The following is a 2,784-nucleotide window of genomic DNA, read 5'->3' as shown; positions in this document are numbered from 1 at the left end:
GTGTGGGTCTTGCCGATAAATCGGGCGCCGGCATCCAGCAATGTCTGGACCACTGGCGCCGTGTCGGGCTTGCCGCCGCTCCATTCGCGCCGCAGCGGATGGCCGCCGCCGGTGGGATAGCCCGCGACGTCATAGAGATCCTTCACCGCCAGGGTCAGGCCGGCGAGCGGTCCGCTTGCCGCCGAAGCGATCGGGATTGGCGGGTAATCCACGAAGGCCCCGACAGGATCATTCCGCAACAGCATCACGCCTCGCATCTAAAATTTTTGTTTGTGCTTCGTCCAAGCGTCTAATCGGTAAAAAGCCCACAACTCCGGGAATCTTGCCGACTTTCGCTACCGGACATCCATATTTGGAAACACATCCAGTCGCAAACTGAAATTTTAGTATGTTCATCTGTAAAAATATTATCTAATAAAAACAATTAATTGATATGCATACCGCATGCCTAATTTCCAAAAATGGCAAAAATTGGCTTGATCGCTGCGGTTGTTGGTGTTTAGCCTATGGCCACCGACCGCAGGCAAAGGGCGTCGAAATGGCAGCAAATGAAGATGATGAAGACGTCGTGGTGGATGCTTCCGTTCGCCGGAGCCGCGCCGAATTCGTGTTCGAAGCGCTGCTGAAGGCGATCGTGCGGGTCGACCGTCGGCCGGGCGATCTGCTGCTCAAGGACGACATCGCCAGGGAGCTCGGCGTGTCGCGACAGCCGGTGACCGATGCGATCAACCGCCTGGCTGGGCTGGGGCTCGTCACGGTGATCCCGCAGGTCAATTCCTACGTTTCGCGCATCTCACCGGCCGACGTGATCGAGAGTTCGTTCCTGCGCAGCGCCGTCGAGGCGCAGATCGTGCATGAACTCGCATCCCATCCGAAAAGCGCTGTCGTGACGGCACTGCGCAACCAATTGCTGGAACAGGTCCAGCTTGTGGCCGCCGGCGACGTGGACGGTTTCCACGACGCGGATGACGCCTTCCACCGCATGCTGGTGGAACTCGCCGGCTTGCCGGGTCTCTGGGACCAGATCGCGGCGGCACGACTGCACCTGGTGCGCGTGCGCCGGCTCGGCCTGCCCCGCCCCGGTCGTCTCGCCATCTCCTACGCCGAGCACTCGATGGTGGTCGACGAAATCGAGGCCGGACGGCCTCGCAAGGCGGCAAACACCATCGCCCATCACATTCGCTACAACGAAGGCGAACTGCGACGGCTTCAGAAGGACCTGCCGCAATATTTTCTTTGAAAAACTGAAGCGGAATCAACCGCTCAGGGGAACTATACGGAGAACACTCGTGACCAGACCGTCTCGCCTTCGTCCACTCGCACTCGCTTTGTTGCTGTCGGCCGCGCCCATGGCGGTCGTCGCCGCCGACATGCCGCCGGAAGCCGCCGAACTGATGGTGCCGCTGCCGTTGTCGCCGACCGGCCAGCCGGTGGTCGGCTTCCCCGATGGCGTACCGGCCAGCCCCGCCGCCTCATTGACCTTCACGGCAGACGAGCTGGCGAAGCTCAAGGCCGGCAGTTTCACCGCCGGCATTGCGATGCAGGCGATGGACTCGCCCTGGAACACTTTGCAGGTCGAGGCGCTGAAGAAGACACTCGACGAGTACGGCATCAAGGTCGTGGCGGTCACCGACGCCAAGCAGGCGCCGACCGCCCAGGCCGACCAACTCGAAGGCATGATCGCCCAGAAGGTCAATCTGATCTTCTCGGTGCCGATCGACCCCAAGGGCCAGGCCGATACCTACAAGCGGGTCTCCGAAAGCGGCGTGAAGATCGTGTTCATGGACAATGTCGCCTACGGCATGGCGCCCGGCAAGGACTACGTCACCGTGGTCGCATCCGACAACGAGCAGAACGCGGTGTTTGCCACCGACGAGATGATCAAGGCGATCGGCGGCAAGGGCGAAGTCGGCCTGATGACCTACATCCAGGAATCCTACTATTCGATCGCGGCACGCGTTGCCGGTTTCGAGAAGTCGGTCGCCGCCCATCCCGGCGTCACCGTGGCGGCACGCGAAAAATTCACCCAGCCGCGCGAGGCCTATGACAAGGCGGTCGCCATGCTGACCGCGCATCCTGATATCAAGGGCATCTTCGCGGTGTGGGGCGACCCGGCCATGCAGACGCTTGCCGGCGCCGAGTCGCTCGGCCGCAACGATCTCGTCGTCACCACCAACGATCTCGGCCCGGACAGCGCACTCTACATAGCCCGCGACCAGATCATCGCCATCGGTGCGCAACTGCCTTACGATCTCGGCATAGCCGAAGCCCAGGCAGGTGCTGCCGCCCTGCTCGGCAAGCAGGTGCCGCCTTACATCTCGTTGCCCTCGCTGCGGGTGAAGAAGGCCAATCTTCTGTCGGCCCTCAAGCAGGTGACCAAACAGGACGTGCCGGAAGATGTCGTCAAGGCCTGTGCCGGCGCCTGCTACTGATCTCGATCCCGGGCGGCGGGCCGACCCGCCGCCCATATCGCCTCTTTTGGGAATCGCCATGTCCGCTGCCGACAATCCCCTGCCCACGCTGGTTTCCATGCGTGGCATCGTCAAGCGGTTCGGCGCCAACACCGTGCTGCGCAACGTCGATTTCGAGGTCCGGGGCGGCGAAGTCCACGCCTTGCTCGGCGAGAACGGCGCCGGCAAGTCCACATTGATGAAAGTGCTGCTTGGCATTCACGCGCCCGATGAAGGCACGATCCTGGTACGCGGCGAACCGTTGGCCTCCATTTCGACGCGCGCGCGCCTCGAAGCCGGCGTGGCGATGATCTTCCAGGAATTGAGCCTGGTG

The 2,784-nt window shown here is 62.1% G+C and carries 4 protein-coding genes; 3 read left to right on the top strand and 1 reads right to left on the bottom strand.

What is annotated here, in order from left to right:
• The coding region (locus EN914_RS30825) for an amidase family protein (protein ID WP_245497878.1) at positions 1-212 on the bottom strand (212 nt) is incomplete at its 3' end.
• A gap of 326 nt (positions 213-538) precedes the next feature.
• Here EN914_RS30825 and EN914_RS30820 point away from each other — a divergent pair.
• From EN914_RS30820 to EN914_RS30810, 3 genes are all read left to right on the top strand, one after another.
• Positions 539-1,240 (top strand): GntR family transcriptional regulator, encoded by a 702-nt coding sequence (locus EN914_RS30820; protein WP_024505290.1) that lies wholly within the window; start codon positions 539-541, stop codon positions 1,238-1,240.
• 49 nt (positions 1,241-1,289) lie between these two features.
• Positions 1,290-2,432 carry a substrate-binding domain-containing protein gene (locus EN914_RS30815; RefSeq protein WP_127218603.1) on the top strand — a complete coding sequence of 381 codons (1,143 nt, stop codon included), beginning with the start codon at positions 1,290-1,292 and terminating at the stop codon, positions 2,430-2,432.
• 58 nt (positions 2,433-2,490) lie between these two features.
• On the top strand, positions 2,491-2,784 hold a 294-nt coding region (locus EN914_RS30810), incomplete at its 3' end, for an ATP-binding cassette domain-containing protein (RefSeq protein ID WP_281034681.1).

It is taken from the genome of Mesorhizobium sp. M7A.F.Ca.CA.001.08.2.1, assembly GCF_003998455.1.
Classification (GTDB): domain Bacteria; phylum Pseudomonadota; class Alphaproteobacteria; order Rhizobiales; family Rhizobiaceae; genus Mesorhizobium; species Mesorhizobium ciceri.
This window is presented reverse-complemented; position numbering and strand designations above follow the sequence as displayed.